At 60.5% G+C, this 25,516-nt stretch carries 27 protein-coding genes and 1 pseudogene; 13 read left to right on the top strand and 15 right to left on the bottom strand.

The annotated features are described in order from the left end of the window. The first annotated feature begins 22 nt into the window (after positions 1-22). Positions 23-403: an SHOCT domain-containing protein gene (locus ACFPTO_RS16945; RefSeq protein ID WP_377712959.1), complete on the top strand. Its 381-nt coding sequence runs from the start codon at positions 23-25 to the stop codon at positions 401-403. Between the two features lie 451 nt (positions 404-854). Further along, on the top strand, positions 855-1,184 hold the full coding sequence (locus ACFPTO_RS16950; protein WP_377712961.1) for an RcnB family protein: 330 nt from the start codon (positions 855-857) through the stop codon (positions 1,182-1,184). A 160-nt stretch (positions 1,185-1,344) separates the two neighbouring features. Here ACFPTO_RS16950 and ACFPTO_RS16955 read toward each other — a convergent pair whose 3' ends face one another. Beyond that, positions 1,345-2,391 (bottom strand): AI-2E family transporter, encoded by a 1,047-nt coding sequence (locus tag ACFPTO_RS16955; protein WP_377712963.1) that lies wholly within the window; start codon positions 2,389-2,391, stop codon positions 1,345-1,347. 478 nt (positions 2,392-2,869) lie between these two features. Here ACFPTO_RS16955 and ACFPTO_RS16960 point away from each other — a divergent pair, with 478 nt between their 5' ends. Then, the gene (locus ACFPTO_RS16960) at positions 2,870-3,391 is read left to right on the top strand and encodes a DUF308 domain-containing protein (protein WP_377712965.1); all 522 of its coding nucleotides are present in this window, start codon (positions 2,870-2,872) and stop codon (positions 3,389-3,391) included. Between the two features lie 106 nt (positions 3,392-3,497). On the opposite strand, the gene ACFPTO_RS16965 is transcribed toward ACFPTO_RS16960, so the two are convergent. Further along, positions 3,498-4,055 carry a hypothetical protein gene (locus ACFPTO_RS16965; protein WP_377712967.1) on the bottom strand — a complete coding sequence of 186 codons (558 nt, stop codon included), beginning with the start codon at positions 4,053-4,055 and terminating at the stop codon, positions 3,498-3,500. An 862-nt stretch (positions 4,056-4,917) separates the two neighbouring features. On the opposite strand from ACFPTO_RS16965, the gene ACFPTO_RS16970 reads away from it, so the two are divergent. Continuing rightward, positions 4,918-5,307: a putative zinc-binding protein gene (locus tag ACFPTO_RS16970; protein WP_377712969.1), complete on the top strand. Its 390-nt coding sequence runs from the start codon at positions 4,918-4,920 to the stop codon at positions 5,305-5,307. Positions 5,308-5,386: 79 nt separating this feature from the next. Here the strand turns inward: ACFPTO_RS16970 and ACFPTO_RS16975 are convergent, their stop codons facing one another. Continuing rightward, positions 5,387-6,625, bottom strand: coding sequence for a D-amino acid dehydrogenase (locus ACFPTO_RS16975; protein ID WP_377712971.1), 1,239 nt, complete (start codon positions 6,623-6,625; stop codon positions 5,387-5,389). 301 nt (positions 6,626-6,926) lie between these two features. Between ACFPTO_RS16975 and ACFPTO_RS16980 the strand changes: the two genes are divergently transcribed. Continuing rightward, positions 6,927-8,189: an MFS transporter gene (locus tag ACFPTO_RS16980; RefSeq protein WP_377712973.1), complete on the top strand. Its 1,263-nt coding sequence runs from the start codon at positions 6,927-6,929 to the stop codon at positions 8,187-8,189. Positions 8,190-8,214: 25 nt separating this feature from the next. On the opposite strand, the gene ACFPTO_RS16985 is transcribed toward ACFPTO_RS16980, so the two are convergent. The 7 genes from ACFPTO_RS16985 to ACFPTO_RS17015 form a co-directional block, all read right to left on the bottom strand. After that, on the bottom strand, positions 8,215-8,634 hold the full coding sequence (locus tag ACFPTO_RS16985) for an ExbD/TolR family protein (protein WP_377712975.1): 420 nt from the start codon (positions 8,632-8,634) through the stop codon (positions 8,215-8,217). A 15-nt stretch (positions 8,635-8,649) separates the two neighbouring features. Then, positions 8,650-9,369, bottom strand: a complete 720-nt coding sequence (locus tag ACFPTO_RS16990) for a MotA/TolQ/ExbB proton channel family protein (RefSeq protein ID WP_377712977.1) — start codon at positions 9,367-9,369, stop codon at positions 8,650-8,652. Positions 9,370-9,415: 46 nt separating this feature from the next. Then, positions 9,416-10,123 carry an energy transducer TonB gene (locus tag ACFPTO_RS16995; RefSeq protein ID WP_377712979.1) on the bottom strand — a complete coding sequence of 236 codons (708 nt, stop codon included), beginning with the start codon at positions 10,121-10,123 and terminating at the stop codon, positions 9,416-9,418. Between the two features lie 239 nt (positions 10,124-10,362). Continuing rightward, positions 10,363-10,659 carry a DUF3325 domain-containing protein gene (locus tag ACFPTO_RS17000; RefSeq protein WP_377712981.1) on the bottom strand — a complete coding sequence of 99 codons (297 nt, stop codon included), beginning with the start codon at positions 10,657-10,659 and terminating at the stop codon, positions 10,363-10,365. Beyond that, positions 10,659-12,305, bottom strand: coding sequence for a PepSY-associated TM helix domain-containing protein (locus ACFPTO_RS17005; protein ID WP_377712983.1), 1,647 nt, complete (start codon positions 12,303-12,305; stop codon positions 10,659-10,661). The genes ACFPTO_RS17000 and ACFPTO_RS17005 overlap by 1 nt, the downstream gene beginning before the upstream one ends. Next, the gene (locus ACFPTO_RS17010) at positions 12,263-12,541 is read right to left on the bottom strand and encodes a DUF3649 domain-containing protein (RefSeq protein ID WP_377712985.1); all 279 of its coding nucleotides are present in this window, start codon (positions 12,539-12,541) and stop codon (positions 12,263-12,265) included. The genes ACFPTO_RS17005 and ACFPTO_RS17010 overlap by 43 nt, the downstream gene beginning before the upstream one ends. A gap of 510 nt (positions 12,542-13,051) precedes the next feature. Beyond that, positions 13,052-14,587 (bottom strand): DNA-binding protein, encoded by a 1,536-nt coding sequence (locus ACFPTO_RS17015; protein ID WP_377712987.1) that lies wholly within the window; start codon positions 14,585-14,587, stop codon positions 13,052-13,054. A 548-nt stretch (positions 14,588-15,135) separates the two neighbouring features. On the opposite strand from ACFPTO_RS17015, the gene ACFPTO_RS17020 reads away from it, so the two are divergent. The 3 genes from ACFPTO_RS17020 to ACFPTO_RS17030 all read left to right on the top strand — a co-directional run bounded on the left by ACFPTO_RS17020 (position 15,136) and on the right by ACFPTO_RS17030 (position 17,142). Next, complete coding sequence (locus ACFPTO_RS17020) at positions 15,136-15,267, top strand: hypothetical protein (RefSeq protein ID WP_377712988.1); 132 nt, start codon at positions 15,136-15,138, stop codon at positions 15,265-15,267. A gap of 2 nt (positions 15,268-15,269) precedes the next feature. Further along, the gene (locus ACFPTO_RS17025) at positions 15,270-15,995 is read left to right on the top strand and encodes a hypothetical protein (RefSeq protein ID WP_377712990.1); all 726 of its coding nucleotides are present in this window, start codon (positions 15,270-15,272) and stop codon (positions 15,993-15,995) included. A 394-nt stretch (positions 15,996-16,389) separates the two neighbouring features. Continuing rightward, on the top strand, positions 16,390-17,142 hold the full coding sequence (locus ACFPTO_RS17030; RefSeq protein WP_377712991.1) for a hypothetical protein: 753 nt from the start codon (positions 16,390-16,392) through the stop codon (positions 17,140-17,142). A 147-nt stretch (positions 17,143-17,289) separates the two neighbouring features. Here ACFPTO_RS17030 and ACFPTO_RS17035 read toward each other — a convergent pair whose 3' ends face one another. After that, positions 17,290-17,877 (bottom strand): 2-hydroxychromene-2-carboxylate isomerase, encoded by a 588-nt coding sequence (locus ACFPTO_RS17035; RefSeq protein ID WP_377712993.1) that lies wholly within the window; start codon positions 17,875-17,877, stop codon positions 17,290-17,292. 138 nt (positions 17,878-18,015) lie between these two features. On the opposite strand from ACFPTO_RS17035, the gene ACFPTO_RS17040 reads away from it, so the two are divergent. After that, positions 18,016-18,585 carry a TetR/AcrR family transcriptional regulator gene (locus ACFPTO_RS17040; protein ID WP_377712995.1) on the top strand — a complete coding sequence of 190 codons (570 nt, stop codon included), beginning with the start codon at positions 18,016-18,018 and terminating at the stop codon, positions 18,583-18,585. A gap of 55 nt (positions 18,586-18,640) precedes the next feature. On the opposite strand, the gene ACFPTO_RS17045 is transcribed toward ACFPTO_RS17040, so the two are convergent. Further along, positions 18,641-19,381: an SDR family oxidoreductase gene (locus ACFPTO_RS17045; protein ID WP_377713331.1), complete on the bottom strand. Its 741-nt coding sequence runs from the start codon at positions 19,379-19,381 to the stop codon at positions 18,641-18,643. 236 nt (positions 19,382-19,617) lie between these two features. On the opposite strand from ACFPTO_RS17045, the pseudogene ACFPTO_RS17050 reads away from it, so the two are divergent. Both ACFPTO_RS17050 and ACFPTO_RS17055 read left to right on the top strand, forming a co-directional pair. Continuing rightward, positions 19,618-19,794: pseudogene (locus ACFPTO_RS17050) on the top strand (short-chain dehydrogenase); the annotation flags it as partial. 13 nt (positions 19,795-19,807) lie between these two features. Then, positions 19,808-20,212, top strand: a complete 405-nt coding sequence (locus tag ACFPTO_RS17055; RefSeq protein ID WP_377712997.1) for a nuclear transport factor 2 family protein — start codon at positions 19,808-19,810, stop codon at positions 20,210-20,212. Positions 20,213-20,222: 10 nt separating this feature from the next. Here ACFPTO_RS17055 and ACFPTO_RS17060 read toward each other — a convergent pair whose 3' ends face one another. Both ACFPTO_RS17060 and ACFPTO_RS17065 read right to left on the bottom strand, forming a co-directional pair. Further along, complete coding sequence (locus ACFPTO_RS17060) at positions 20,223-21,170, bottom strand: cation diffusion facilitator family transporter (protein ID WP_377712999.1); 948 nt, start codon at positions 21,168-21,170, stop codon at positions 20,223-20,225. Positions 21,171-21,420: 250 nt separating this feature from the next. Next, positions 21,421-21,570, bottom strand: a complete 150-nt coding sequence (locus ACFPTO_RS17065; RefSeq protein WP_377713000.1) for a hypothetical protein — start codon at positions 21,568-21,570, stop codon at positions 21,421-21,423. Between the two features lie 368 nt (positions 21,571-21,938). On the opposite strand from ACFPTO_RS17065, the gene ACFPTO_RS17070 reads away from it, so the two are divergent. Then, the gene (locus ACFPTO_RS17070; RefSeq protein ID WP_377713002.1) at positions 21,939-22,139 is read left to right on the top strand and encodes a hypothetical protein; all 201 of its coding nucleotides are present in this window, start codon (positions 21,939-21,941) and stop codon (positions 22,137-22,139) included. Between the two features lie 905 nt (positions 22,140-23,044). Beyond that, positions 23,045-24,535 (top strand): carbohydrate porin, encoded by a 1,491-nt coding sequence (locus ACFPTO_RS17075; protein ID WP_377713003.1) that lies wholly within the window; start codon positions 23,045-23,047, stop codon positions 24,533-24,535. Positions 24,536-24,585: 50 nt separating this feature from the next. Here the strand turns inward: ACFPTO_RS17075 and ACFPTO_RS17080 are convergent, their stop codons facing one another. Then, complete coding sequence (locus tag ACFPTO_RS17080; protein ID WP_377713005.1) at positions 24,586-25,401, bottom strand: hypothetical protein; 816 nt, start codon at positions 25,399-25,401, stop codon at positions 24,586-24,588. Between the last annotated feature and the right edge of the window lie 115 nt (positions 25,402-25,516).

The following is a 25,516-nucleotide window of genomic DNA, read 5'->3' on the forward strand; positions in this document are numbered from 1 at the left end:
CAACAACTAGCGGAGTTCATCCATGATCTTCACGAACGGGTTTACGTTTGCAAATTTTATTGTCGATGTGTTTTCGATTTTCATGTTCATATTGTGGTTCTGGCTGTTCATCACGGTCGCCAGCGACTTGTTCAGCCGACACGATATTTCCGGCTTCCAGAAAGTAATATGGGTCATTTTTCTCATCGTGCTCCCGTACATCGGCATATTTGCTTACCTTCTTACGCAGGGCAGAAAAATGGCCCTCCGCGGTCAGGAGCGAGCGCAAAAAGCGCGCGACGAAATACGCCAGGTCGTTGGCTTTAGCGTTGCAGACGAAATCGAGAAGCTCGATCGCCTGAAGTCGACCGGTTCGCTTACGGAGGATGAGTACAAGCGGCTGCGCGCCAAACTCGTCGCCTAAGATCAACCGGGGCTTAGACGAGACTGCCATTGAAGAAAAGGTGTGCATTCACGTTTCGGGTGCAGTGGCGTCGCCAGCCGACGCTGCTGTCCTGATGAATGCTTTCACTCGCACCTTTATAAACGATTGTGCGTATCTCATTTGCATAACTGCCGATACGTATGGCGCGCAAGATCAATTTCGGTTCGCAATTCACAGGCAGCCGAGACGCAATCGCGCTTTAATGGATGTATGGCGGCTTGATCATCGGACAACGCGAGCACCTTGTTTGGGGCTTTCAGATAGTCGAGCTAAACTGTCGCGAGCAGGAGACCAGCACCGCTCAAGGCGGATATCGGTAAATAACATCTACTTCACACGCAATGGGTTGATGCAGTTGCCCGACTACTCGCTATCACCGGCAACACGATATGAACGGCACTACCTACTCACTTTCCAATGAGGTTCGCTCATGAAAAGCCAGCTTGTTCTTTCTGCTATCGCAGCACTTCTCGTCAGCGTTGCCGTACCCGTCATGGCGCAAAACGCACCGGCCCCGAACGAAAGCCAGGGCACCGGCCAGCAGCAGGTCATGCCGACCATGCCGCATCAGGATTGGCACGAAGGTAAACGCGTTCCCACCAAGTACCGCCATTACAACTTCGTCATGAAAGACTGGAAGAGCCACGGCCTGGACGCACCGGCTCGCGGACAAAAATGGCTCGGCGTCAACGGCGATTACGTGCTCGTCACGACGAAGGACTGGAAAATCGCCAAGATCGTTCCGGGCACGCCGCAGTAAACGCACGCAGTAAAGTCACTTCGCCCGTTCAAATGCCCTGCACCGGAGTGCATTCAAGGCACTCCGGTCTCACCCTGCAAGCTGGCGTCCCGCAACCGCGTGCTTACGGCATGCGCCGTACCCGCACCTTGTGAGCCCGTCCCATCACTGAAATCGTGCACTAGCTAACCGGCGGAACGTCTTCCCGCGTCAACAGCAACGCGAGCGGCCGCGTCGAATCGAACGCCGTGAAGATGATGGTCAGCACCACGGTTCCCGGCACGGCGATAAATGCCCCGGCAACGCCCCACAGCGCGGTCCACGCAGCAAGGCTCATCAGAATGACCGCGGGGCTGAGGTTCAGCGACCCGGCCATCAACCACGGATCGACAATATTGCCCATCACGAAGTTGATCGCCGACAACGCGATGGCGAGCATGGCCGGCTCGCTCCATTGACCAAACTGGAGCGCGGCCAGCAGGGTTGGAATGGCCACGGAAATCAGCGACCCGGCGTACGGTACGAAGTTCAGCAACACGATGAGTAGGGCCAGCAGTGCGGCAAATTCCAGATCGATGAAATGCATGCAGATCCAGCTGAGCACCCCGAGCGCCACGCCAAGCAGCGCCTTCAGCGCCAGATAGGTGCCGATTCTCGCGTTGATCGTGTCAATGACCCCATCGAGATCGGCCTTCCCCCGCATGACCGTCAATAGCTTTCTCCTGAATCTCCCATGCTCGATCATGAAGAACGCCGTATACAGCATGACCACGAACGTGGTGGCCATAATCGATGAAATCGATCCAAGCAGCGAGGTGATAATCGCCTGAACGTTGACGGTGCCGAGCAGTTCACGGCGAAACGCTGTCCATGTCGGCTCCGTTTCGATATGCAGCAACGCAGCGAACTTCGTCAACAACGCGAGCAGCGTCGCTTCGTACTTCGGCGCTACGGCCACCATCCGGTCGCTATCGATGAACAGAAGCTTCGCCGCGAGATACACGGCAATCAGGATGAGCACCGCGGCGCTCCAGTAACGCACACCTGCTCGAAGACGTTTGCCAACGTGCGGCAGGCGCCGGAGAATTTCCGCAAGCCCGAATATGACGTAGCACGTGATGATCGCGAAAGCGATCGGCGCCAATACCGGGCGCCCAATGAAAAGCACCCAACCCGTAATAGCGCTGATGACGACGAGGCAAGTGCAAGTGACGAGATCCTGTTTCATGGGCCCTTTTTAGCAAGACCTCCTCTCAACCGCCAGAACCTCAGGCAGTACGAGAATGCGTGGGTACGCGTCATGAAATCCGCCGCAATTCACACGCGACGGACGCAACGCAGGCAACGCACGTAAAAACCGTCTGCAATTCAGCTATGCTGCCGCTCATTATGAACCACGTTTGATCTGTGCGAATACAACCTGCCATTCATACTGCATGCGGTTATTGTTGATCTGCGTCGTCCATGAGTCGCGCACTCTAAAGATCGCTTCGATTGCCTTCCATGGCTTGTCACCCCACAGCGTTCATGCCATCCTGCCGTAGACTCTCAGAAAGCGAATGCAAACGAAGCTCAGCGTATGTAAGCAAACCTTGATAATGCACGTCGCGCTTGAGAAGCAGGAACATTGAACCGTCGAATGCGATTTTCCGCTAACGCGAACGATGCCGTGTCACCGGCGCAGTCGCAATTCAATAGCTGAAGATATGAAAAACAGTTCCTTCTTTACGCGGTCCAGTTCTGCGCTTCTTATCATTGGCGGCATCATTTGCATCGTATTGCCGTTCGTTTCGAGTTCGTTCATCGGCACGCTCTTCATTGCACGAATGCTGCTGTTCTGCGGCATCGTGCATGCATTCAGACTCATCGCCACGCGTGGTACATGGCCGATCATCCGTGCCATTCCGCCCGTTCTCGTTCCGATCATTATCGGCTTGCTCATTTTGGTCAACAACAGCAATCGTGCACGCGGCCTTACGGTCATATTGATGATCTTTTTCGTGCTCGACGGATTCTTCAAGATCGTTGCATCCATCGAATCGGGAACGGGCCGGATCAATGTTGTTTCGCTGATTAGCGCCGCCTTATCGTTTTTTCTCGCTATTTTTCTTGCGTCGATATTTCCAGCCGCACCCATGCGGCTGCTCGCGTTGTTTCTCGGCCTGGATCTCATCTCGATGGGTATCACACCAACGCAACGCGGCTTGCTCAAACGCGCTAAAAAATAAGGTCCGCTTGAACGGACCGCTATCGCACACGCCGATACGCCGACAAGCCGCCAGCGCGTGACAAGCGTGGCGTGTCACCGTTCGCCATCGCGACGACCGATTACGACTATTCGTTATTCGCGCCGGGCAGGGATGGATCGAAACTCCGCGTGCCGCCTGCTGAATGCTCGACCATCGCGCGAGAGATCAATTCTCTCGCTTCGCTGCTCGATGCGTCGATGGTCAGTGCGCGACCGGCGTTATGCCACGCACAAACCCACTGTGCCTGACGCACACATAACCGCGCGTAGCCTAGCATCGCATCGCGCTCCTGTTCGCGCGAAACCAGTTCATGTTGCATCTGTAGCGCCGCGCCGTTGCCGGGCTGCTCTGCAAGCACATTCATGACGGCCCGGCGTGCTGCGGAAAGATCGTTCTTGTCGAGACTGACACGCGCAATGGCGATATTTCTGGCGACGTCGGCCCGCATGTTCTCATCGGCTCTCCGGGCGAGCGCGCGTTCGGCGGAAAAACGTCGCTGCGTAGCGGCGTACCGCTGCGCGGTATTGGCGTGTGTCTCGCGATGTGTCGTGCTGGGCGATGCAGGCAGTGGCTGGCTGGGCGGCGCGTCTACCACCACGGTCGGCGGCGTGAGCGTAGCGGGTACTGCGACGACTTGAGGCACAGACGCATCGGGCGGCGCGAGCGCTTCCTGAGGCGCAGATGCTACCTGAAGCGCAGATTCTTCCCGAGGCAAAGACGCGTGCGGCGGCGTAAGCGCTTCTTGCTGCGCAGGTGTTTGCGGTGGCGCGGACGCTTGCGGCGACATCAGCACGGCCCCGCCCACCTCATTTACAACGTGGGGCGTTTCCGGTTCAGTGCGGTGCAAGATCCCATATGCCGTGATCGCAAGCGCAAAGACGACCACACTGCCAACCGCATAGAACTGTGGCCGCAAGTGATGCGTCGCAAGCTCGCTCGCGTCCGCTGCACGAGATTCGCTTGATTGGTTCGCGCCGCATTGGGGGCAGAATTTCATCAACCGGTTAATCCTGGCCCCGCAACGGAGACACTGCTGCGGACCAGGGCCGGCTCGACCAGGTTCGTTGAACATAAAAACGTTACGGCTCCGGTGAATCGAACGGGTTGCCGCGACTAAAGCGCGCGTCGCGGCGGGTGACGACATGTCGCAACATCGGTGCCTGATTTTTCAGATCATTGAGTTCCGGTCATTGAATCGCGGGCGAATGTGGACGGCAAGCGCCAGACCGGACGCGGAAACTGCGGGGCCGCCAGTCGTTTCGGATTCCCGGCGGCGTTTCTGCTCAATCTGCGCTGGTGTACAATTTGCCGCTTGAAGTAAATGCGTTGTGGGCTTTGCAGGCGGGCGTTTTATGTCTTTTTGCGTCCCGGCCCCACTCGCAGTACGCGATTGAACAATTCAGGGACAACTCGGAGACGATTCGGGATCCGTTCAGCGCGCAAGCGCACCGCCATCAAGCGGTGCGCACCTGCCTGTTCGAATCTGATTTGAGAGAGGTTCCCGGATGTCCGCCGACAGTAAAAAATTGCCGCTCGTCTATTCATGCTCCGGCTGCTCGAGTGCCGCGCAGATGGCCAACTACGTAGCGTTGCAGCTAGACCGTCGCGGCGTAGCGGAAATGTCGTGTATCGCTGGCGTCGGCGGAGACGTCCCGTCCCTGGTGAAAGTGGCCCGTTCCGGCCGCCCTATCATCGTAATCGACGGTTGCCCGCTATTTTGTGCGCAAAAGTGCCTGGAGCGGCACGGCATCGCGCCCAATGAACACGTCCAGCTGGCCGAGTGCGGCGTGAAAAAGCGCTTCCACGCCGATTTCGATATGCAGGAAGCCAAACGAATTGTCGATCAGGTAACCGAGTCGATTAAATCACTCAAGGTAGATCGCATCGGGCAATAGCCTGAAGCATTCGATTTCTGCCTTTGCGGGTTCTGCGCGCGGCGCGGCGTAAATGCTGTCCGCCGCGCCGAACCTCCGGTTAATGCATCTCGCGGCCCGGCATTTCGTTTGACACAACATTGGCGACCATATCGGCCGTTGCTGCGGAAAACGTCCAGCCCAGATGGCCATGCCCGGTGTTGTAGAAGACGCCGTCTCGTTTGCCGCGCCCCACACGGGGCACCATGCGCGGCAACATCGGACGCAAGCCAGCCCACGGTATAACGCGCGAAGTCGCGACGCCGGGGAAATACTCGCGCACCCACCTCACCAGAGGCTCGATCCGGTCGGCGCGAATGTCTCGATTGAAGCCGTTCCATTCCGCCGTTCCAGCCACTCTGAACCGGTCCTCTCCAAGCCGGCTGGTGACAATCTTCGCCTTGTCGTCATGCATGCTTTTCCACGGCGCATTGTCGCGGCTTTGCGGATCGTCGAGACACACCGTGATTGAATAGCCTTTCACGGGATAGATGTTGACGTGGTCTCCCAAGGCCGAAGCGAAGGCACGGCTTTCGACGCCAGCGCATATCACTACACCGTCGAACGTGGACTGGACGGTTTCCGCGCCCTCCTCGACACTGAGCACCACTTTTCCCGAGCGCTCGTGCGCGATGTGTTGAACGCGCGCGTCGTAGTGAAAGTCGACGCCAAGGCGCACACAGGCATCGGCAAGACCACGGGTGAACTTGTGAATATCGCCGGTCGAATCCGACTCGGTGAAAAATCCCCCGAAAAATTCGCCACGCAGCGTTGGTTCGAGCGAATGGATTTCATCCGGCGTCACTGGACGACGCTCCAGACCGCCTTCGCGCAACAGCGCGTTGACCTTTGACGCCACCTCGAATTCATCGCGGGTCGCGTAGAAATGGAGAATGCCGCGTTTCTCGTGATCGAAATCGATGCGCTCGCGCTCGGCAATCGAGAACAGATGATTCCGCGCAGCGAGAGCGAGACGCACAGCTTCGATGGTGTTGTCGCGATAACGGGGAATCTCCTTGAGAAATTCGCCGAGCCAACTGTATTTGTGCCAACTGGGGCGCGGATTCATCAGGACGGGAGCATCCTGCGTCAACATCCAGCGCAACCCTTTGGCAACCGTTGCGAGGCTATTCCAGACTTCGGCATTGCACGCCGAAAGTTGCCCGCCATTGGCAAACGAAGTTTCCATTGCCGCGTAGCGGTGACGCTCGAATACGGTGACCTCAAAGCCGCGTTGACAAAGCGCGTACGCAGTCGTTACGCCGGTAACACCGGCTCCGAGGACAGCAATTTTTGACATGTGACATGATCCGGCGTCGAACAGGCCCCGGAATCGTTGAGTTTGGAAGGTATCAGGTCGATGCCGGCATAACAGCGGTATCGCCGAATTGCAGCGCGTAGTTTGCCTCAGGTCCGGCGCTCGGGATAGGGGTTGGTGCATCGCCCGCTACACTTTCCCGTTACCCGCGCGCCAGTGCTCATGGCGCAAAAACTGAACAGAAAAATATAGATCGGACTGGCGTTGTCGAGCCAGATGTGGCATTGGATCGTAGTATCGGGACAAAATCGCTTTTAACCTGAAACCGTTCGACCTCCCGGCAATGACCTCGCCCCCACCCGCTTCGCGCGCCAGTCTTCTCGCCTGGCTCAAGAGCGTGTTTCGCTCGCTTGAGCGGTACAACTATCGCGTGTGGGCGGCCGGCGCTTTCGTTTCGAACGTCGGCACGTGGATGCAGCGCATCGCGCAGGACTGGCTCGTGCTGACACGGTTGACCCAGCACAGCGGCGCTGCGGTCGGCATCGTCATGTCGCTCCAGTTTGGCCCGCCGATCATCCTCATGCCGATCGCCGGTATGGTCGCCGACCGCGTCGATCGCCGCAAGTTGTTGCTGGTCACGCAATCCGCCATGGCGGCGACCGCCATCGGCCTTGGTGTGCTGGTCGTCACGGGATGGGTCACGCTCGGGTATGTCTATCTGTTTGCCGCGCTCATGGGATGCATCAGCGCATTTGATTCGCCGGTGCGTCAGACCTTCATTGCCGAACTCGTCGGCGATGAAGATCTGGCGAACGCCGTGGCATTGAATTCGACCTTGTTCAATAGCGCGCAGCTTATCGGCCCGGCGGTCGCTGGCGTGATGATCGCGGCCATTGGAACCGGATGGCTTTTCTTTATCAACGGCTTGAGTTTCATCGCCGTGCTGGCGTCGCTGTTCAAAATGCGCATCAGCGAACTCCGCCGCCTGCCCCGCGCCGCAGCGTCCGGCGCGGGCATGGCCGACGGCCTGCGCTACATACGGCACAGACCCGATCTGCTGATCGCGCTGACGATGCTGTTCCTGATCGGAACCTATGGGCTGAATTTTCCGATTTTCATTTCGACGATGTCGCTTTCCACGTTTCATGGCGGGCCGCATTTGTACGGCGCGCTGTCTTCGGCGATGGCGGTTGGCTCGGTCGTCGGTGCGTTGTTTGCAGCCGGGCGCGAGACGCCGCGGCTAGTCGTTCTGGTGGCCAGCGCGCTGGCCTTCGGCGTCGTTTGCACTCTCGCGGCGGTGATGCCCAATGTCTGGTCGTTCGGCATTGTCCTCGTGGCGCTCGGCGCCGTCGCGCAGACCTTCACAACCTCGACCAACAGCCTCGTTCAGCTGCAAACGCACCCCGCCATGCGCGGACGCGTCATGGCGATCTACATGGCCATCTTTCTCGGCTGCACGCCGCTGGGCGCGCCGCTTGTCGGATGGGTCGCCGATACGCTCGGCCCTCGCTTCGCGCTCGGCGTCGGCGCGGCATCGGGCTTTATTGCCGCGATTGTTGCGATTGTTGCGCTGGTTTATCTACGTCGTCGCAAGATCAAGATCTGAATCGGGCAGCAAAAGCGCTACCGGCTCAATCCTTCACGGGATCGGTCACGAATCCAATCTTCGCGAGACCGCCGCGCTGCGCAGCCGACATTAACTGCGCGACCTTCTCATACGCAACCTTGCGGTCGGCGCTCAAACGCAGCACGGGCTGCGGCGCGGCCTGCGCGGCCGATGCGATCTTTGCGCCCAGCGCGGCACTGTCGACCGGCGCGCCGTCCCACAACACCGTGCCGTCCGCCTGAATCGACACGTCGATCTGCGCGGGTTTCGTGTCCTCCTTCTGGCTGCTCGCATGCGGCAATTCGATCTTCACCGCGTGGCGGATCACCGGAATCGTCACCATGAATACGATTAGCAAAACCAGCATCACGTCGACAAGCGGCGTCATGTTGATCTCGTTCATGAGACCGTCGTCATCGTCGCTCGAAAAGGTGTTCATTCCCATCGCAAGCCTCCGTCGTCACTGGCCGCGCGTGGCGACGCGTAAATTGCCCTTCGACGACGCGAGCCGCGCGCCCGTCACGAAGTACCCATGCAGACTGTGCGCAAAACGATTCAGCTTCGTGACGACGCCCTTGTTCGCGCGGGTCAGCGCGTTATAGCCGAGCACCGCGGGAATCGCGACGAACAGGCCGAACGCGGTCATGATCAGTGCCTCGCCGACCGGCCCGGCAACCGCGTCAATCGAACTCTGTCCCGACGCGCCGATCTGCAGCAGCGCGTGGTAGATGCCCCATACGGTGCCGAACAGGCCGACGAACGGCGCCGTGCTGCCGATCGATGCGAGCACCGCAAGACCGCTTTGCATCTTTGCGATTGCGTCGTCCATCGTGTCTTTCAGGCAGCGTGTGATCCAGTCCGAAAAATCCATCCCGTCGTGCAGATGCGGCTGCGTCTGGTGATGGTGCTCGGCAGCTTCCTGGCCCGATAGCGCGAGCGCCAGAAACGGATTGCCTTCGCGACCGCCATGGCCGAGCTTCTTCACGCCATCCGTGAAATCGTCCGAATGCCAGAACGCCCGTTCAGTGTTTTTCGTGAGCCGCGTCAGGCGCACGACGTTCCACCCTTTCACGACGATCACACACCACGACAGCACCGACATGATCAGCAGCGTGATCGCGATACTGCGCGTCACGAAATCCCCTTGCGCCCATACGTGGGCGATACCGTAGTTCTGCATAGTCATTCCTCTTGGTGGTTCACGAAACTGCTGGATTCGATCGCGCTCAGTCGCGCAGGCTGAAATTAAAAGGTTGCGTGTACGCGGCGCGCACCGGCTCGCCGTTTTCCAGATACGGCTTGCACGCGCTGTCGCGCATTGCGGCGAGCGCGGCATCATCGAGACGGCTGTAGCCGCTCGTTTTCTGCAATTCGATGTTCTCGATCCGACCGCTCACGCCAACCACGAAGCGCACATAGGCGATACCGGTCTCGCCGCGCCGCTTCGACAGCATCGGGTAATCCGGCTGCACGATCCGGCAGTCGAGGTGCGAGACGCTTTTCGGCGCGTTCATTGCCATCGTCGGCTTGCCCGCTGCAGGCGCTGCCGCTGCGGCGGGCGCCGGAGCCGGAGACGATTCGGCGGGCGCAGTCGTCGTCGGCGCGGCGGGCGGTTCCGCCTCGACCGGATGTTGCGACGGTGCCTGCGCGAGCGGCAGCGGCACGGATTTCGGCTTCGGCTGAACCCGTGGTTTTTCGCGCGTGACGGGCGGGGAGGATTTGGGCGGCGCAGGCGTGGGCGTCGACTGAATGGCGGGCGGCGCCGCAACGGGTTCGGGCGCCAGCAGTTCGGCGGCGATCGTCTGCGAATTGAGCGCGACCGGCGCGGCAGCGTCGCGCCGCCCCAGCATGAACGCGATCGACGCAGCATGTAGCACCACGACGAGGGCGACGGCGGTGACGACACTGCGATCCGTTCGAGCGGCGAAGAGCATGGGCTATGTACTCACTTCATGATGATGGCGGGGCAATCGGCAACCGTTCCGCCGTGGATGAACGCGTTGTCGGAAATGCCTCTAAGGTTCGGCTGCGTTCGACATCGAAAACCGACTCGCGCAGACATCGGCACGCTGCACGGTTCGGTAAAAAGCACACATGTTCCCGGCTGAATCCAGGACCGCTAGCCAACCAGCGGCGTGATTCGATGACCCGGATCGCGCAGCCGGATAACGCGTCACCGCGCTGCGAACCATCGCTCATGCGCGATGAGGGCACCGTAGACGACGCCAGCGGAAAAACTTGTGCAACCAACGAAGTAGACGAGCCCCAGTGCCCAAACGTGTCCCGCGGACACCGACAGCCACAGCGCCATGAGCAGGCCACTCCATCCACCGCCTCGAAAAACGCGTGACGCAGCGCAGGAAAGCAGCTTGCCGAAAACCGCTTCCTGATGGCGCGCCATCGCAAGGGCGAGGCACGCAAAGGCCAGTACGCACAGGAGCAGGACGTAAAACAGGACGTAAATCGGCATCACGCGTCCTGCGGCTGCGAGACAGCGGCGTGCGCGTGCGTGGTCCGAACGCGAGGTCGATGCCGTGCCGCGCGCAGCGCGAGCGTCGCATGCAATGCGGCAAACGCCCACATCGCCAGATCGAAGCCCGCGTACACCCAGTCGCCGGTAGCAACGCTGCGCCAGAATGGGCGCGCAGTGGTCAGCGCATTCACCACAGGCACGAGCGCCAGCAGCGCCGCTGCGCACCAGAGCAGTCCGATCCACGCGCGCTTCGCGGGGCGAACGAGCGCAAATAGCAATGCCGCGCCCCAGACGCCGAAGAACACGTTGATCTCCGCATCGGCGCGATGAGTCATCGATACAGGCAGCAATCGATTGGCCCATAGATAGCTGGCCATGGCGACGGGCAAACCCGCGATAACCGCGACATTCAGGTGCTCGACCAGACGAAAACCAAAGTACGGCCGCTCGGGATCGGGCAGGCGCTGGCGGCGCTTCACGGTCCACATCACGAGCCCGGTGCCGATCATGGCCGTGCCGCCGAGTCCCAGGCTGAAATAAAGCCAACGTAACGGCAGATCGCTAAACCGGCCTCTATGCAGCGCGGCCAGCACGCCGCGCGTTTCAGCCGCTGCGCCCACGCTCTCCTTCGCTTCGAGCAACTGGCCGGTCGTACCGTCGAACAGCAGATACTGTGGACTCAACGAAACGCGTGCAACATCGCCGCGCGAAACCGCCACACGCGCGCTCGTATCGCCCGGGTTCGTCACCGTCACGCGCTGCACATTATTCGTGCCCCAGCGAAGCTGGGCCTCGCGCACCATCGCATCGACGCGCGCAAGCGGCACCGCGATGTGTTCTGGTTTTCCGGGCCGGATAGCAGCGCTCAACTGTGCGGCAAGCGCTTGCTGCTGCGCGGGCGTTTTCAGCGCGGCCTGCGCGCCCCATGGCATATAGGTCGTCATGTGCATGACGAGACCCGTGTACGCAATCATGAGATAAAACGGCAGGCCGAAGACCGAAAGCGCGCTATGCGCGTCGAGCCATGATCGCTGCCCTTTGCCCCAACGGAACGTAAAGAAGTCGACGAAGATCTTCTTGTGCGTAATGACGCCGCTGATGATCGCCACGAACATGAACATCGCGCACAGGCCCGCGAGCCATCGGCCCCACAGGGCAGGCAGGTAGTAAAACTCGTAGTGGAAACGATGGAAAAGCGTGCCGCCGAGTGTTTCGCGCGCAACCAGTTGCTTGCCCGTGGCGGGGTCGAAGATTGCGCTCTGGAGCGTGCGCTCGCCGGATGCCGCGCCAGGCGTGCGCCAGAATGCGGTAGCGACATTGCTGCGCTCCGTCGGCAACCGGATGCTCCATTGCGCGCTGCCTGCCGCCTGCGTTTCGAGCGCATCGGTCACCCGTTGTGCGAGCGCTGCCGGATCGGGCGCAGTCCGCAGGCGTGCAACCTCGGGCCGCATCCACTGCGAAATTTCTTCCCTGAAATAGCTGACCGTGCCGGTCAGGAACATTGCGTAGAGCAACCAGCCGAGCAGCAGGCCAGCCCACGTATGAAGACCTGCCGTGCTCTGCCTGACGCCGCGCCCGGGCGGGTTGATCGCGGCGCGGCTCACAGCAGTTCGGCTCGTGCCGCGGCCGATGTGGCCAACCATGCCGCCAATGCGAGCGGCGCTGCTGCGATCACGAGTCCCGACCACGCACGCAACGGATTGCGCGCGATAAACACCCAGATCGCAGCGCCCGCATACACGAGGAAGCTGATGAGCGCGCCCGTCAACACGGCTTGTGGCGCCGGAATCGGCAACAGAAGCGCGGCTACGCTCGAAAGCGCGCCGAGCACATAGCCGCCGAAAACCGCGCCGACGATGCGCGCGATGAGCGGCCCCATGCGGCATAGCCGGACGAACATATCGCGATGGAGTGGCGTTTCGAGGACGGACATAACTGCAGGGGTGGGATCTGGCTCGCAGGAAAGAAGGACAGCCGGGCAGCGCAGCGGCTGTCGAAAGATTTTCGTAATGTTAGTGGCAATGAGAATCATTTGCAAGTGAGGTGCGCGCAGGGGCCACATGCTGCGTCAGCGTGTCGTGCACGCATTGCGGGTATCGATGTCGGCTGCCAGACCCGCAAGGCGCAGGTAGCAACGCGCCCGAAACGGCCGATTCGAGGATCGCTGATTGCTGATTGCTGATTGCTGATTGCTTCGCGCAGCCGCCGGGCACACAAGCGAGGCCGGGGTTGCGCGTATATGTGAGGATCGCCCTTGTATCGGGCGTGCGGGGAAAACGCGGACTGCCGGGAACTGCGGTAGAGCTGGCCAGAGGCGGCCAGCTCCCTTTATTCGCTCGCGCCCGCTATCCGGCTTCGGCGCGCCAGCTTCGATCAGACAACTACGCCGTCATACCGTCACGTTTTCGGCGTTCACCTTCGACACCACGCCCGTCTTCGCGTCGTAACGGTAGCCCTGCTGCTCGAGCTGTGCGCTGATCGCTTCGATCACCAGTTGCTGCTGGAGATCCTTGCGCAGCAGTTGATGCTCCGGATTGACCTGGCCCAGTTCGGCGGCAAGGCGACGGCTCAACGATGCTTCGCCTGCGCCACGTGCAAGGACGACGATCATCTTCTCGTTGGCCTGGGTCAATTGCTGCTTTAGCCCGTTTGCATACTCGGACCATTTCTTCATGTTCTCGCGTGCTTCGGCAATCGCAGCGGCATGCACCTCAGCCTCACTGGCGAGCTGGGCCTTGAGTGCTTCGAGCGCTTGCGGATCGACACCCGCTGACGATGCCTGATCCGCACCGTGCGCCTGTTCGCCCGCTGCCGCGCGCTCGGCGAGGTCGGCCGCCTGTTGCCGGGCGGCTTCGGCCTGTTGTTGAGCGGCCTCGATCTGCTGTTGGACAGCTTCGGCGTGTTGCTGGGCGGCTTCAGCCTGCTGCTGGGCGGCTTCGATCTGCTGTTGAGCGGCGTCGGCGTGCTGCTCGGCGGATTCGGCACGCGCTTGCGCTTCGGTCAAGCTCGCAGAGAGCCGCTCGATTTCCGAAGCAGCCACATGGCGCTCATCGGTCAGGCTCGCAAGCTGCGCCTGCGCATTTTGCAGATCGAGCGCTGCGGCATCCCGTTCAGCGTGCACCCCGGCGGCCTCTTCCCGCTGGGCCGCATGCGCGTCCTGCTCGGCCCGCAGCGCTGCACGGATCGCGTCCAGTTCGCCTTCGAGACGCGCGACCGCTTCCGAATGCGCAGCCTCCAGCGCCGCACGCTCCGATTCGCGGTCTTCGTCGGCAACCACCGGCTCGGCCGGAGCACTCGCCACCGCGTCTTCGTCGGCGATACCAGCCTCAAGGGTGGCGCGCGCTTCGCGCTCCGCAGCCAGTTCCGACGTCGCGCGCTCCAGTTCCGCTTCAAGCACCGAAACGCGCGCCGCGAGTTCCCGAGCACGTTGTTCCGCCGCATCGATCCGCTGCGCCGCGAGCGCGATGTCCTCTTCCGAGCCTGCCGCCGAATCGACCTTCGCCTCGTAAGCGCGCGTCAATTGATCCAGTTGACCCTGCAACGAATCGAGCTCCTGGACGGTGCTTTGCAGTTCAGCAAGCGCGTCGTCGCGCTCGCTGCTCGCATCGTCCACGCGCTGGCGCATCGCGGCAAGGCGCCGCGCCACCGCGCGTTCAGCCTCGTCCTGCGCCGACGTCCACAGCCGGTCAAGCGCGTCGCGCATCGTATCCGTCACGACTTCCGGCAACGCCGGACGCTCCACGACCTGCGGCACCCGCGGCGTGCGCGCTTCACGCCACTTGCGCAATGCGGCGGACACCGCGACGACCGAGCCGGTATGGACTTCGGACCAGATAGCCAGTGGAGAGATCTTCTGGCCTTCGTCGGCCATCCGGTCCGCGATTTCAGCAATCAGTTCGTCCGTGATCGTAACGTTGCTTGACATATGTGCCTCGACAAAGCGCGAGTGGTGGTGGATACGTTAAGTTTTGCAACCGGCGGGCGCAAGTTACGGCCCACCCTGCGAATCTACCGATTGTCGGGGATCGACCTCGCGTCCGATCGCCCGAATAGCCCGGATTACGGGCAGGTATTCATGCGATTGCACTGCATCTGCGCGAACGCCCCTCTGGCCCGAAACCGGCATGACCCGCGATAACAGCCGATTCTCGATCTGCCGCAATCCCGCGTGTGGCTGACCGGGGTATTTGGGGTCTGGATCGCACGGTGCGCACGAGGCCCTTAAATGCGGCGGATTTTGTCGTTCGCCATGCAACTGGGGTTCCGCGGCAAGCCCGGTCCAGGTTTCCTCTGGATACCCAATGATTACCTTGAGATGAACTGAAACCCGGAGAGTACGGCGTTGACGATTATGGAAATACCACCTTCGGTTTCAAAGCTTGAAACTGGTTGCGATAGCAAACATATCGGGATCCGATCCGCTTCGCGAACGACCGCGTATTCGTCGTGAGATTGATCAAGGACGGAACGCCCATGGCATTCGTTAAAATCGATGCCGGCGCGGAGGCTTTATTACATCGAATTACAACACTCGATTACGCGATGCCCGACGCCAGAAAAGTGGTTAAAATCGTCGGCACCGTCACGCAAGGTCAAGGCAATTGAAAATGAAAAAAATCGCTTTGCTGTTCGCCTGCGGTATCCCGGTTATAGCCATGGCACAATCGATCGCCGCGCCGACGGTGAAGGCGGGCGACTCCTGGACGTACGTCAATACGGTCGAAACGGGCCCGAACGGATGGCGCCAGACGCGTGACGCGATCACAGTCCAGCGCATAACGGATTCGCATATTTATGTTTCATCGAAACCAGTCGGATCCAGCACCGGCGGCAACGAAGTCATCGTCGACGCGGACTGGAGCCGGGTGCGCGAAATTAGCGGAAACCAGGTCGTCGTCAACCGGCCGTTGGCGTTTCCGCTGACAACAGGCAAGACCTGGGAACTCCAGTACACGGAGCCGCATCCGAATCCAAAGCTCAGTTCGGCGACGTGGACGACGAAATACAAGGTCGTCGGATATGAAGACGTCGAAGTGCCCGCAGGCAAGTTTCACGCTTTGAAAATCGAAGCGGAAGGCGACTGGCGTGGCCAGATTGCTCCGTCGAACACAGTCGTCCAGGCAGCGCAGGCGCGCCCGGGACAAACGACGCTCCTCACGCAGGCGCAACACGTCACGCCTGAGGCGACAGCCGGCAACACCTATAAAGCATTCTGGTATGTGCCTGAAGTCGGCCGCTGGGTGAAATCGGTAGAGGAGTATTACGGCAGCAATGGCGTACGCACCCAGCGTTTTACGACCGAGCTCGAAGCCTACAAGCCCGGCGGGTCATGACACGTGGTTCGCAAATTGCGCCGGACGCTAAACGCAGCCGCTCATGGATTTCCAGCTTCTCCGGCGCCGTCACGGTACGTCGTGTCATGCACGTACCCGATACGTTTCAGATCTGAGCGGATTACGCGTCACTGCGGCTGCGCAATCGCCACGAGCGCCCTCGCGCACATGACATCGTTCGAATCGGCAGCGTGATGCGTCGCGACACATCCCCTCTACGCCACATCCGGCCTTGCTCACGTGGCGTCGTCGAAAGGCTGTAGCGTGCACAGGCGATCTGCCGGGCAATCGGCAATCAGGCATGCCAATAAACTTCTGCCACTTCTGTCACAATAGCGCTTTGCCATTTCGCCGCCGTGCCGCTGGCAACGCACCACTACTGATCCTCTCGTCAATGCGCATCTTCGGAATAAGCCTCTACGTCATCATTGCCCTGTTCTTTGCGATACATGCCGTTCGCAGCCGACAGAACATGTATTGGCTGATCATCCTGTTTCTTTTCCCCGGCCTTGGCAGTCTGGTCTACTTTTTCGTGATTTACCTGCCCTCCCTGCGCCAGTCGCGTGGCGCAACGGCGGCAACGCGGGCGATCACGCAGTTCGTCGATCCCAACCGGGCGGTGCGTGAGGCGCGCACGGATTTCGATCGCGCGCCGACCGTTGCGCATCGCATGCGGCTGGGTGCCGCGCTGCTCGATGCGGGCAACGCCGCCGAAGCGCTGGAGCATTACCGCGCCGCAGCCAGTGGGCCGTTCTCATCCGATCCGGCCTTGCTCGAAGGGTTGGCGCGGGCGCAGTTTGCCAACGGCGATGCTTTGGCCACGCAGGAAACGCTGGAAAAACTGTTCGACGTTCATCCGATCGCACGCCGGCAACCCGTTCCCGCCTTGCTGTATGCGCGGGCCCTGGCCGCGGTCGGTGCGAGCGGCACACGCGCTGCGTTCGAGACGGCGCTTTCCTGCGCGAGCGACGCGGCGCCGCGCTGCCTGTTCGCCGACTGGCTGGCGGCGCAGCCCGACGAAGCCGACCGCAAACGCGCGCAGGAGCTTTACGCCGAGATCGTGCACGACGCGAAGCATTGGCCACGCCACGCGCGCGAACATAACAGCGAGTGGCTGCACCGCGCGCAGACCGGACTGAGCCGATAAGCGCTGCCGTTGCCCGGCTCTCGCATGCGGATGGGCCGGGCAACAACGTCCTGAAAACGCGGCGCGCCAGCGTAACGCGCTCCTCAAAATCTTCCCAACGGTAGACTTCGGCAACACGCCGAGAAATTCAAACTGGCGCGGCACCGGCTAACCCAGTGCTTCCCTGACGAAATCAAGTCGGTCCTGTCCAAAGAACATGTCGTCGCCCACGAACATCGTCGGTGCGCCAAACAGGCCCCGCGCTACAGCCGCCTCCGTATCCTGCTTCAGCTTTTCCTTCACCGCGGGGCTTTCGGTCAGTTGCAAAAGAAGCGACGCGTCGAGACCGCCCGCCTCGATCACCGCACGGACGATGGCCGGGTCGGCCATGTTTTGCGGCCGCGCCCACATCGCCTGGAACACAACCTCGACGTAGCGCAGGAACGACGCTTCGTCCTGCATCTGCAGGCCGGTTGCGCCGCGCATGAGCGTCAGCGTGTTGATCGGAAAGTGCGGGTTGTGCACGAACTCGACGCCATAGCGCCGCGCGAAACGTGCGAGATCCACTTGCATCCACGCTCCTTTGGCGGGAATGGCCGCAGGCGAAGTATTGTTCGTCGCCTTGTGGATCCCTCCCAGCAGGACCGGACGGTAGACAAGCTGGGCGCCGCTCTGCGTCGCGATCGCCGGAAGCTGGGTCCAGGCGAGATAACTCGCGGGACTACCGAAATCGAAATAAAACTCGACTGTTTTCATTTTCAAATCCTCCATGGCACTGTCTTGCCGTTTTTCGACGCCAGCCGTTCCCGAGATTGCACCGAAACAATAGATGAACCATCTTTAACTGAACGACGGTTATGCTATTCTCGTTTGCCATTCAGTCCGGAACCGACCATGCGCTATTCGAGCTCTCACAAAGAAGAAACGCGACGCAAGCTCATCGAGAGCAGTCGCGCCATCGCGAAAGAAGACGGCTTCGCGTCCACCGGCATCGACGCATTGATGGCATCGATCGGACTGACGGGCGCCGCGTTCTATAACCACTTCCCTTCTAAACAGGCGCTTTTCGAGGCGCTCGTGAGCGAGGAAGCCTCCAACAGCGCCGATCTGCTCGCAGCCGACGCTGGCGCTCCCGATGGAGATCTGGCCAAGCGTCTGCGCAGCTATCTGAGCACGCATCATGTTCAGCATCCAGAGTCGGGCTGCGCGCTGCCGACACTCGGCCCGGAAATCGCGCGTGCCACGCCCGCGGCGCGCGCCGAAGTCGAGAAGTCGCTCAAACGCATTCAGAAGAGCTGGAGTTCGCAGATCGACAACCCGGAAGCCGCCTGGGCGGTGATGGCCCAATGTGTTGGCGCCCTCGTGCTCGCGCGCACGGTTGCAGGCGAACGCACGCGCCGGGACATACTTGTTTCGAGCAGACGCTTTCTCGCAGAGGCGTTGGGCCTCGACAACCTCAAGTAACGTTCGCATTGCGTGGGCGTGGGCGTGGGCGTGTGCGTAGGCGGGCGCTGAAGAATTACCAGCGCTCCATGTACGGACGCAGATCCAGCTCGAACGTCCACGCGTCGCGCGGCTGCTGGTGCAGATACCAGTAGTTTTCCGCGATGTGTTCCGGATTGAGGATGCCGTCCTGCTCCTTCAGCGCGTAGCGCTCCGGAAATGTCGTGCGGATGAAATCGGTATCGATCGCTCCATCGACGATCACGTGAGCAACGTGAATGTTGCGGGGCCCCAGCTCTCTGGCCATGCTTTGCGCGAGGGCGCGAAGAGCGTGCTTTGCACCGGAGAAGGCCGCAAAATCCGCCGCCCCCCTGACACTCGCGGTTGCCCCGGTAAACAGGATCGTGCCGCGACCTCGCGCAACCATGCGCTTTGCCACTTCGCGGCCGTTCAGAAACGCGCTCAAGCATGCCATCTCCCAGATCTTGAAGTATTTGCGCGCCGTCTCTTCCAGGATGCTGCACGGCACGTTGGCGCCGATGTTGAATACCATTGCCTCGATCGGACCGTGCTCGGCCTCAACACGTTCGATCAGCGCGACGACATCCTCTTCCTTGCGCGCATCGCTGCCGTAGCCGAATGCCTGGCCGCCCTGCTCCCGAATGCGGTTGACGAGCGGTTCCAGCTTGTCTGCGGAGCGGCGGCTTACGCACGCGATATAGCCTTCGCGTGCGAATCTTGCGGCGATCGCCCCGCCCGTGGCGTCGCCTGCGCCAATTACCAGTACGACCTTCGGCGTGGAATTGTCTGACTGCATTGCGTCTCCTCTTATAGAACGATCGTTCAATAAACGAACGTTAATTATATGGGTGTGCGTTGTCAATCATATTTTTCCTTGTCATATACCTGCAAGGTTCCCGCCACCAGCCGCATCATCGGACTGAACGTCCTCACACGTTCCAGTTGCCGACAGGCGTTAAAAGGTAGATGCTCGAACGGAAGGTTCAGCAATCGCGGCGTGACGCCTACCCGGCGAGGTGGGGACATGGATCGCGCGCCGTGCCGCTTGACGCATTCATCGCCGAAACAATGAAGCTGCTTGAAACCGCAACGACCGAGGTTGTCGTCGATGCAGCGAAACCGATGCGCGATAACGCAGGACCCAACGAACACGCGCTGGTCGAACGGTTCAACCAGTTCGTTGTCGACAATCCGATTCCCGTCGAATGAGAGGTGTTCCGCCATGACCGCAACATCCGAAGCGAAGAACACAGCGCTCGTCCTCGAGGCACTCGACACGCTGTTCAACAGGAAAGACTACGAGCGAGCCGCGCAGTTCTGGTCCGACTCCTACGTTCAGCACAGCCGTCACGTTCCAGCCGGGCGGGATGGGCTTTTCGGCCTCGTGCGATCGCTCGGCGACGTCCGTTTCGAGTACGACATGGTGATCGCCAAAGACAACTTCGTCTGGCTGCACAGCCGCTACATGAGTTCGGCCGCGCCCGCCGCGATAATTGCCGTGGATATCCTGCGCATCGAAGACGGCAAGCTCGTCGAGCATTGGGACGTCCTGCAGGATGAGCCGACGCGTAGCGAGTCGGCTGGCGGCTACCCGATGTTCGGCAGCACATTCCCGGGTGAGGAATAACGCTTCCCCATCAGCTTGACAGGCGAAGCCCATGATCGTGGCCATGAATACCGGCCTCGCCGTGAGTCGCTTCACCCACAGGATCGATGTGCGTCATGACGTTCAGCACCCGATGTTTGTCGACGAGCTCGCGCTGCGCAGCCGCCGCGATGTCGTGTGCCTCGACCAGCGACAACCGCGCGTTCACTTCGAGGTGAACGTCGACCACGATCATGTCGCCCATCTTGCGAGTCCGAAGGTCGTGGAAGCCCGCGATGGCGGGCATGGCCGCCAGCGTGGCTCGAATAGCGGCGACTTCGTCTTCGTCTGCCGCACGATCCATCAGGTCGTTCAAAGCGGCCCACGCAAATTGCCAGCCCATGCGGGTCACCATGACGCCCACAATCAGTGCCGCGACAGGATCGAGAATCGGATAGCCGAGCAGGCTGCCAATAATGCCGAGCGCCGCAACGAGCGATGACGCGGCATCCGACCGCGCATGCCAGGCATTCGCGGCCAACATGCTCGATCGAATGCGCTTCGCCACGGCGAGCATGTAACGGAAAAGCGATTCCTTCGCGACAAGCGCGATGGATGCAACCCACAAAGCGGCCACGTGCACGCGCGGTATCGCCGCCGGATTGCCGAACTTCACGACGGCGCTCCAGAGCATGCCACCGCCCACCACAAGCAGAAGCAATCCCAGAATGAAGGACGCAGCATTCTCGAAACGCCGATGTCCATAGGGATGGTCTTCGTCCGGCCCCTTCCTGCTTTGTCGGCCCGCGAGGAGGACCACAAAATCGGCCAGGAGATCGGAAAGCGAATGGACGCCATCGGATACCAAAGCCTGCGAACTCGCCACGACGCCGATGATGACTTGCGCGAACGAGAGGAGCAGGTTTGTGCAGACGCTGACCACGATGCTGCGCTGGGCCGCGGCGTGATGGTTGGCTTCAATCGAGTCTTTAACGCTCATGGATGTGGCTCCGCATGTCTCCGGCTGAATGCAGAGACTAAAAAATCAGAGCGCGGATTATCACACAATCAAACAATAAAATCATGCAACCCATTGATTTTTATGCAATCTTTGAATGACAATAATTCTCGGTCTCTTTTCTTTTAATTGTCTGCGCGATAGAGTGCCCGTCCATCGACGCTTTGGCGCGCAATAAATGAAAATCGTGCCCGGAGATGGCTCCGGGCACGCGCGGCCACACCAGGCAGTGTCAGCGAGCGAGCTTCCTGAGCGCCGTCCAGATGGCAGCGGCGACACCGGCCGATGCGTGTGAACGGGTGTCAAGCGCGAGCCTGTCGTTGTAGTACGTGCGAGATTCTTCGACGTGCGGGAGCTGCGAAACGAGCAGAGCGAAGTACATGGTGATTCCTCCAATAGCTTGAAACATGGCGCCTTCGACCAGGCCCGCCATCGTTTCCGCTCACGCGAGGCGAAGTGCTCGCGCGGGTGAAGGAACGTGTGTGGCCAGGTGGTCAGGCGAAGCGAACGGTGTTCGGCGAGAACGCGCGTTCAGTCGTGCAAGGGCAAGGTTCAGGGTCGGGCATCGTGAACTCCTGTGTCGTTTGAGTCCGAATCGAAAATCGGCGGACGTGTTAAACCGCACGTCGATCCGCACGGCATGCGGTGCGCAAGACGGCGTGAGCACGTGGTATGAGCAGGCGGCGCCGCGAGCCAACGGCTCGCTGCGACAAATCGTCTGGACGAATGTGCGCGACAACACACGCGTCCATGACGGCGGTCGATCGAAAGATGCGCGAGGAAAGAACTGCGGAAGCTACTGCGGCGCGCACCGTCTGCCTGCTGGCAGGACGGCGGCTAAGGAAGATTCAAAGCGGGCGTCGTGCCGGTCAGGCAGAAAAACTGATCGAAGGTCGACTACTGCAACTGTCCAAGGCATATGCCCCTTTCGTGAAAACAGGCGAATTCTAGTGACGGCGCGCGAGCCGAGTCAACGTTTTTTTCGAAGTTTTTTCTTTCGAATCCGTTATCGGCCGTGGATGCGAATCATTTTCCTCGCCTCTTCATACTGCATCCACGCAGCATGGATTGCTGCGCTCGCTGCGTTGCACACGAGCGACATAGTGAACGTTCGCGCGCTGGGACTGCAGGCCATCGGCTCGGGATCGGCAGCGCGTTCGATGTCGTTTTTCAAGCGGCTAAGCACTGCATAGCAATTTTTACTTGCGCGGTCACAAACGGCGCGCATAGAATCCGCCCTGTCTTCCAAACAGGAGAGTCCCTCGTGGACGCAAGCTCTAGCAGTCGATCTTGTAAGCCGGTCCATGCCGGCACCCAAGCTGCAATCACGCGTTAGCGACACCGGATTCCCCGTCCTGCCGCTGACCCGGATTGCCCCGGGCCAGCGCGCTTCTTCCCAGGCCGCCTTTGCGGTTTGTCTGTAGCACGCTCCCTTTTTTGCGCAAGCTTGCCGACAGCGTTCACTCGCTGGACAAGCGGCGCTTTCCGAACGTTGCCCGGCCTTGCCGGGCCAGACGGGAGTTGAATCATGCATATCGAACGGTTTTTGCGCGTCTCACGCGCTTACTTGCTCGCGTCCGCGGCCATTGCATCGCGCCGGGAGCGCGAAGGACATGGCCTGCTCCGGAGACACGCAAGCGTGCGCATGGGGCAATCAGTCCAAGGCGCCACGTCAATCGCAGTGCTCTGGGCGACATCAACACGCAACGTTCGCGGCACATCATGGCCCGCCTGAGCGGGCTGTCGTCGCGATGACGACTTCCCCACAAACTGCAAATCGACCGCAAGCCCGCATCGAATGCCTTTCAGCTTCGGCATCGCTCATTCATCGGTTCGTTTCACCAGAAGAAAACACCATGCTTTCCATTGGCACCCTCACACAAAACGACAACGGCATTGACACGCAGTGCCGCTTCGCTCAGTTTTCGCGCCTGAAGCCAGTCTGCATAGCCGCAACGCTAACGCTTGCACTGACCGCTGTTGCAAGTGTTCCCGCTCACGCGCAGTCGGCGTCATCCGACCCGGCAGCAGCAAACCAGGACGCCGCGCCGACTGGTTTCTGGGACCGTTCGAACCTGCTCGGCGACATGGGTGGCCTGCGTACGCTATTGGGCAACTACGGTGTGACATTCAATGCGCAAGAAACGAGTGAGCTCTACGGCAACTTCTCCGGCGGCGTCTCGAAGGGCGCTTCGTACAACGGCGCCACGCAATTCGGACTTAACGTGGATACCGGCAAGGCGTTCGGTCTGAAAGGCGGCACCTTTTTTGTCGATGCCCTGCAGATTCACGGACACGGCATCACCGCAGCACGCCTGAATTCGCTGCAAACCGTAAGCGGCGTCGAGGCGGAAGCGACGACGCGCCTGTGGGAGCTCTGGTATCAGCAGTCGCTGGGCGACAAATTCGACGTCAGGATCGGCCAGCAGAGCCTCGATCAGGAATTTATCGTCAGCCAGTACGCCAGCACGTTCGCTAATGCGGCATTCGGTTGGCCCGAGTTGGCTGCTACTGCCTTGCCCGCGGGCGGCCCCGCCTATCCGCTGGCATCGCTCGGCGTGCGCCTGCGGGTCAAGCCAAGCGATTCGATGACGCTTCTCGGCGGCATCTTCGACGGCAACCCGGCGCCGGGCAACGGCGACCCACAGCGGCTCAACGCCAGCGGCACGCAGTTCAACCTGCACGACGGCGCCATGATCATCGGCGAGATCCAGTACGCGATCAATCAGCCTTCGACCGGGGACTCCGCTGCAACGCAGCCGAGCGGGCTCCCAGGTACCTACAAATTGGGCTTCTGGTACAACAACAATCGCTTCGCAGACCAACATCTCGACACGAATGGCATCTCGCTCGCGAGCCCCACGTCGAACGGCGAGCCCGCCATGCATCGCGGCAACTTCAGCGTTTATGCGATTGCAGACCAGATGGTGTGGCGCCCGCGCGCGGACAGCCCGCAATCGCTCGGCGTGTTCGCGCGCGTAATGGGCGCGCCGGGCGACCGCAACCTGCTCGACTTCAATCTCAATGCCGGGATCGTGCTAAAGGCTCCGTTCAAGGGTCGCGACAACGACTCTGCAGGACTCGCGGTCAGTTACGCGAACGTCAGCGCAAGCACGAGCGCGCTCGATCGCGACATCGCAACTTTCCAGACGCCGGGCTATCCCGTGCGTACCGCAGAGACGGTAATCGAGGCGACGTATCAATACCAGGTCACGCCATGGTGGCTGCTACAGGGCGAACTCCAGTACATCTTCCATCCGGGCGGCGGCATCGCCGATCCGAATAACAACGGTACGCGGGTGCGCAATGAGGCCGTGGCGGGATTGCGCACCGTCGTGACGTTCTGATCCACCGGTTCGGATTGATCGTGCGCAGCCCCACGGGCAACGACCGCCGCTTATTGTGGAGACTTCCCCGAAAGGCTCCTGGCGTTGAGATCGATGCCCGTGGATTTCACAAACTCATCCATTGAATGCCATCGCACTGTTCCATCCGGGCGACCGAAATTTAGATCGCGCTCGTTCGGTTCGTCATTCATCAATGCAGAGACGGCACCACCAGCGGCTTTCCAGGCAACGGCAACCAGCGTCTTCTTTCCCGTTGCCGACACCTTCAGCACACGGATCCACGCCGCATGCTCACCCGGCGCAGAGGGACTACCCGACTGCACATCGTCTTCAATCGAACTGCGCGGCGCCCATCCCACCAGCACGATCCCCGTTACCTTCCCTGCCGGATCAAGTTGCTCCTGACGTTGCACCCGTTTTCCGAGGAGTCTGAATCTTACTGAGGGTATATGTGAGTTAGCCCGGAAGTATTCGGCAATTACCCAATTGCCGCCGGAAGAGACGATCGGTACATCCCGGCGACGGTTGTAGCGGTAGACTTCCTTGAGATTTTTCAGAACAGAACGCGGAACGGTAGCATCGGGGAAATAGTAACGCGCCGGTTTGAAGTCGTTTGTTTCGGATCTGATGGAATTTTCCCGATTCATATCCAGCGCCAGCTGCCGAGGCTCGACAACAAGCGATAGCAACTTGTTTCCGTCGACCCGCGCAAGGAAAGGCGGGTGAGATGATGCGACGGATTCCGGCGACGCGTTCGCCGCTGCTGCGACGCCAAGTGTCGCAACGATGATGGCAAAAACCCGAAGGCGCTTCGACGCGCTCAAGCAACGGTAGAGATTTTCAGGAGACAAGGATTTCTGGTCCAACGTTCGGTGGCAGATGTTCACAGCGCGAACACTTGCTGTTTGATCTGTGTGGATGGGATTCTCAACTCGCAGTGTGCTCAGGTATGGATCGGCGACGCGATCGATCCATCGCCGC

Origin of the sequence: Paraburkholderia denitrificans (genome assembly GCF_042655705.1) — a bacterium.
GTDB lineage: Bacteria > Pseudomonadota > Gammaproteobacteria > Burkholderiales > Burkholderiaceae > Paraburkholderia > Paraburkholderia denitrificans.

Bases quoted from the DNA above. Each gene is read 5' to 3' on its own strand.
- ACFPTO_RS16945 (WP_377712959.1), top strand. From the start codon at position 23: ATGATCTTCACGAACGGGTTTACGTTTGCAAATTTTATTGTCGATGTG.
- ACFPTO_RS16950 (WP_377712961.1), top strand. From the start codon at position 855: ATGAAAAGCCAGCTTGTTCTTTCTGCTATCGCAGCACTTCTCGTCAGC.
- ACFPTO_RS16955 (WP_377712963.1), bottom strand. From the start codon at position 2,391: ATGAAACAGGATCTCGTCACTTGCACTTGCCTCGTCGTCATCAGCGCT.
- ACFPTO_RS16960 (WP_377712965.1), top strand. From the start codon at position 2,870: ATGAAAAACAGTTCCTTCTTTACGCGGTCCAGTTCTGCGCTTCTTATC.
- ACFPTO_RS16970 (WP_377712969.1), top strand. From the start codon at position 4,918: ATGTCCGCCGACAGTAAAAAATTGCCGCTCGTCTATTCATGCTCCGGC.
- ACFPTO_RS16975 (WP_377712971.1), bottom strand. From the start codon at position 6,625: ATGTCAAAAATTGCTGTCCTCGGAGCCGGTGTTACCGGCGTAACGACT.
- ACFPTO_RS16980 (WP_377712973.1), top strand. From the start codon at position 6,927: ATGACCTCGCCCCCACCCGCTTCGCGCGCCAGTCTTCTCGCCTGGCTC.
- ACFPTO_RS16985 (WP_377712975.1), bottom strand. From the start codon at position 8,634: ATGGGAATGAACACCTTTTCGAGCGACGATGACGACGGTCTCATGAAC.
- ACFPTO_RS16990 (WP_377712977.1), bottom strand. From the start codon at position 9,369: ATGCAGAACTACGGTATCGCCCACGTATGGGCGCAAGGGGATTTCGTG.
- ACFPTO_RS16995 (WP_377712979.1), bottom strand. From the start codon at position 10,123: ATGCTCTTCGCCGCTCGAACGGATCGCAGTGTCGTCACCGCCGTCGCC.
- ACFPTO_RS17000 (WP_377712981.1), bottom strand. From the start codon at position 10,659: ATGCCGATTTACGTCCTGTTTTACGTCCTGCTCCTGTGCGTACTGGCC.
- ACFPTO_RS17005 (WP_377712983.1), bottom strand. From the start codon at position 12,305: ATGGTTGGCCACATCGGCCGCGGCACGAGCCGAACTGCTGTGAGCCGC.
- ACFPTO_RS17010 (WP_377712985.1), bottom strand. From the start codon at position 12,541: ATGGGGCCGCTCATCGCGCGCATCGTCGGCGCGGTTTTCGGCGGCTAT.
- ACFPTO_RS17015 (WP_377712987.1), bottom strand. From the start codon at position 14,587: ATGTCAAGCAACGTTACGATCACGGACGAACTGATTGCTGAAATCGCG.
- ACFPTO_RS17020 (WP_377712988.1), top strand. From the start codon at position 15,136: ATGGCATTCGTTAAAATCGATGCCGGCGCGGAGGCTTTATTACATCGA.
- ACFPTO_RS17025 (WP_377712990.1), top strand. From the start codon at position 15,270: ATGAAAAAAATCGCTTTGCTGTTCGCCTGCGGTATCCCGGTTATAGCC.
- ACFPTO_RS17030 (WP_377712991.1), top strand. From the start codon at position 16,390: ATGCGCATCTTCGGAATAAGCCTCTACGTCATCATTGCCCTGTTCTTT.
- ACFPTO_RS17035 (WP_377712993.1), bottom strand. From the start codon at position 17,877: ATGAAAACAGTCGAGTTTTATTTCGATTTCGGTAGTCCCGCGAGTTAT.
- ACFPTO_RS17040 (WP_377712995.1), top strand. From the start codon at position 18,016: ATGCGCTATTCGAGCTCTCACAAAGAAGAAACGCGACGCAAGCTCATC.
- ACFPTO_RS17045 (WP_377713331.1), bottom strand. From the start codon at position 19,381: ATGCAGTCAGACAATTCCACGCCGAAGGTCGTACTGGTAATTGGCGCA.
- ACFPTO_RS17055 (WP_377712997.1), top strand. From the start codon at position 19,808: ATGACCGCAACATCCGAAGCGAAGAACACAGCGCTCGTCCTCGAGGCA.
- ACFPTO_RS17060 (WP_377712999.1), bottom strand. From the start codon at position 21,170: ATGAGCGTTAAAGACTCGATTGAAGCCAACCATCACGCCGCGGCCCAG.
- ACFPTO_RS17065 (WP_377713000.1), bottom strand. From the start codon at position 21,570: ATGTACTTCGCTCTGCTCGTTTCGCAGCTCCCGCACGTCGAAGAATCT.
- ACFPTO_RS17070 (WP_377713002.1), top strand. From the start codon at position 21,939: ATGACGGCGGTCGATCGAAAGATGCGCGAGGAAAGAACTGCGGAAGCT.
- ACFPTO_RS17075 (WP_377713003.1), top strand. From the start codon at position 23,045: ATGCTTTCCATTGGCACCCTCACACAAAACGACAACGGCATTGACACG.